General features: G+C 32.3%; 4 protein-coding genes. All 4 read left to right on the top strand.

Annotated features, from left to right (window positions below; all coding sequences use genetic code 11):
* The coding region (locus KO524_RS15030; protein ID WP_219295052.1) for an RHS repeat-associated core domain-containing protein at positions 1-771 on the top strand (771 nt) is incomplete at its 5' end.
* Positions 768-1,367 carry a hypothetical protein gene (locus KO524_RS15025; RefSeq protein ID WP_219295051.1) on the top strand — a complete coding sequence of 200 codons (600 nt, stop codon included), beginning with the start codon at positions 768-770 and terminating at the stop codon, positions 1,365-1,367. The genes KO524_RS15030 and KO524_RS15025, both read left to right, overlap by 4 nt.
* A 292-nt stretch (positions 1,368-1,659) precedes the next feature.
* Positions 1,660-2,184, top strand: a complete 525-nt coding sequence (locus tag KO524_RS15020; RefSeq protein WP_219295050.1) for a hypothetical protein — start codon at positions 1,660-1,662, stop codon at positions 2,182-2,184.
* A gap of 19 nt (positions 2,185-2,203) precedes the next feature.
* Positions 2,204-2,809, top strand: coding sequence for a hypothetical protein (locus tag KO524_RS15015; RefSeq protein ID WP_219295049.1), 606 nt, complete (start codon positions 2,204-2,206; stop codon positions 2,807-2,809).
* Positions 2,810-3,518: the final 709 nt, after the last annotated feature.

Genomic DNA, 3,518 nt, shown 5'->3' with positions numbered 1-3,518 from the left:
TATAAGTTTAATGCCAAGGAATTGGATGCCGCTACCGGTATGTATTATTATGGTGCGCGTTATTACGACCCGAGTACCAGTATATTTTTGAGCGTAGACCCCTTAGCGGAGAAGTATCCGAACTATGGTGGATACATATATGTAATGAATAATCCGATAAATGCAATTGACCCGGATGGTAGAGAAGTTGTATTTGTAGTAGGAGGAACTAGATATAATTTTAATGGTACAAACTTGACTAATAACAAAGGACAGATAGTTAATGTTAAAGCATCTTCACATGCAGGCAGAATATTAAATGCATATATAAGTCTTAGTAAGTTAGACCCACACTTTAAAGGACAAATAAAAACTCTAGTTGGGAGTAAAAATACGCATATGATTAATACTGATCAGTTAAGTTCTTCTGGAGGTAGTGTGAAAGGAGGTAATGAATTTGATAGTGCTAGTACTACTGCTGATATGGAAAAGACAGGTAAATCTATGGGAAGTATTACTAGGTATAATTTTAGTGAAGCAAAGAGTAAGGAAATTGAAAGATCAACAGGAGTTTCTGGTTCTGATATTACTACGGTTGCACACGAGTTACAGCATCAATATGATTATGAGAAGGGAAATATGGCTGATTCTTATGGTATGGAATCAAGTAATACAAATCCAGCAGAAATTAGAGGAGTAAATAATGAAAATATAGCAAGGGATAAATTAAATATGAGTCAAAGAACAAAATATGGAGGAAAGGAAATTAATCCTAAAGAATTAAAGAAATGATAAGAGTCGTAACTTTGTTATTATTAGTATTACTCTATTTTAGTAGTTGTATAAGGATTAAAAAGACTAATAATAGTTTCGCTGACAATTTAGAGATAATCTTGGAAGCAAGTAACAAGGATGGTTATTCCAGTTATATGGATATTTATTTGTTTACTGAAAAAAGAGAATCGGATAGCTTAGTTTCTTTTAATGTAGATGCATTAAGGAGATTGTATTTTGGGGGGCATTTAAAGGATGTTACAGATAAATTTTCTTTCAAAGAATATATAGTTGAGATTATCAACAATGGAGTTAATTTAGATTGTTCATATTATGGAGAATGTTTCATTCTAGATGAAAAAATAAAAAAGGAATATGAGAAATTTGGTTTTGAGTGGTTTAAGAAAAGATATGCCTATGGAGATGTCTCTGAAGGTAATATTCTTATAAATATTGATAATCTCTCAAAACAAGAAATTCTTACAGTAATTTATTTTTATTATTGTAACGCATATTTTACTTCGTGGGGTGATTATGAAGGATTTTATATTGTTAAGAATGATATTGTTATTGAAGATAGTTTAATAGCTCCAGAAGTAATATTAGTTGAGTGATATTAATAAAAACAAAAAATCCTCCCCCGCTTGTGCCAGTATCTTACTGTTGATAATAACAAAAAATCTCCGCTACCGCACGAAATAAAATTCGACGAAGTCAATCCCCCGCTAGTGCGCGAATATTAAAAACATTCGACTAGGCTACCTCGCGAGTCCTCTCGCGTGGTTTGTATTAGATACAAGAACACTCGATCATGCTGAGGTTTTCTGCTTGCATAAAGGTGTTTATTTAAAATGGGAGTAAGTCTTTTGACTAAGATAAAATGGAATCCGGGTTTTTGTATAAAACTTGAGTTTTAAGATTCAAATATTAGTTTATTCAATTTGCCACACGAAGGGATTGACTCCGTCGAATCTTCGATTTCGTGCGGCAGCGGGGGGAGATGGTAATCCTAAGGTAGCTATTGATAATATAGCAAAGGGATTATTGAAAGATGGTCAGAATTTAAAAACAAAACATGAGAGTTTTTCCGTTAATGGAGACGGGGGAGCTACTTTGGATGAGTTTAATGTTTTTATCTCGAAAGTTGCAGATTATGTTGGAAAAGAAATATCGGGAATTAGAATTGGTGACTCAGGTAGTGATAAAGTTAAGATGGTTAGGACTGCCAAGTATGAAGGGAATTCGAAGACTGATTCGAAAACACCTACATCTTGGCTAGAGATGAGTAAAGGTCTTTTAAAAGGCCATTTTCATACACATCCTTTTAGGGATCATACTCCCTCTTCAGATAAAGATGTTCCATTGTTTAATTCATATCCTAAATTGCCTTTTTATATTATTGCTGGAGGTAGAGAAAAAAGATTTAATTAATATATTTAAACTAATAATAATGAAGATAAATAAGATAGTCATATACCTACTATGTATTATTCTTTATAGCTGTACAACTTATCAAAAGTCATTAGATTTAAGCATAGATAGTTTAGAGAACGTTAGAGAAGTTGTAATAAATGATATGGCTATTAATTATAAAACATCTAAAAAACATCTAAAAAAATATGGAAAACCTTTTGATGTTTTTATTTTTTATTCTGATTCAATTATTGGGGATAATTACGTTTTTCATATTATTCCAAACTACAATGATGTAAGTATAAGAATTGAAGATAGCATAGGTGAAGTTCCTGATTCAGGGTTTCCAAATAGATTTTGTGAGATTAATAATAAATTGTTTTTGTGGAAAGATAAAGTAACACCAATGAATCAAACTATTTTGAATAAGTTGAATCGTTATGGTATATTGGATTCCACAGCTGTAAAGAAAGAACTTGATTTATTACCTCTTGATTTTGAAGATAATCGTGTTTTTAGAATCGACCATAGTGTTAATGGATACTTTTATTTTGTGTGTAAGAATAATATATTAAACTACAAGAAGATACCATCTTATAAATTGAAGAAATATTTAGATAGATTATCCATACAATGTAAATAGAATTAGGAATTGTATGTTTAGAATATTGAAAACAACAATCCCTCCCTGCTACCGCACGAAATGAAATTCGACGAAGTCAATCCTTTCAAGTGGTACGATAAGTAAACACAAGAATTCTGGGCGCGTCTCCTCTATAATATACAAAAGCTCTCAATCCTATTGGGAGTTTTGTTTTTACAAAGGCAGTTTATCGATAAAAGGTAGTCTTCCAACTTTTTAAAAATAGAATGAGGTTTCTTTGTATATTAACGGCGGTTTAAGAGAGGGATATTAGTACAATGAATTTTGCTGCACGAAAAGACTACCTCTGTTGAATTTCTCCCACTACCGCACGAAATGAAATTCGACGAAGTCAATCCCTTGGTGTGGTACGAATAAACAAAAAATCCCAACCGTAAAAAGTTGGGATTTTTTTATTTAAGAATAGCTTGTAATTTATTTTTGGCAAGAAACGCATCTAGCATAGCGAAAACGTGTTCTTTGTCTATGGGGTCTAGTTTTTCTATATCGAGTAAACGGGTTACGGTTTTCTTATCGAATTTGCTGTTTACGCCTTCTCCCACAAGATAATCCAAGCCTGCCCCTGCCGGTGCCCGATTTTTTAAATAATTACAGCAATAGTACAACCATGGTTTTCACTTTGTACTTTACTTTTGAATTTCGCACAATCTTTTCGACCTTATAAAAAATCCGTTAAGAAATCGCTGTA

It is taken from the genome of Flavobacterium sp. NKUCC04_CG (genome assembly GCF_019345525.1).
In the GTDB taxonomy this organism is placed as follows: domain Bacteria; phylum Bacteroidota; class Bacteroidia; order Flavobacteriales; family Flavobacteriaceae; genus Flavobacterium.
Note: the sequence above shows the minus strand (reverse complement) of the source record. Positions and strands in the feature narration are given on the sequence as shown.

Excerpts from the sequence above, each read along its gene's own strand:
- KO524_RS15025 (WP_219295051.1), top strand. The coding sequence starts at position 768 with ATGATAAGAGTCGTAACTTTGTTATTATTAGTATTACTCTATTTTAGT.
- KO524_RS15015 (WP_219295049.1), top strand. The coding sequence starts at position 2,204 with ATGAAGATAAATAAGATAGTCATATACCTACTATGTATTATTCTTTAT.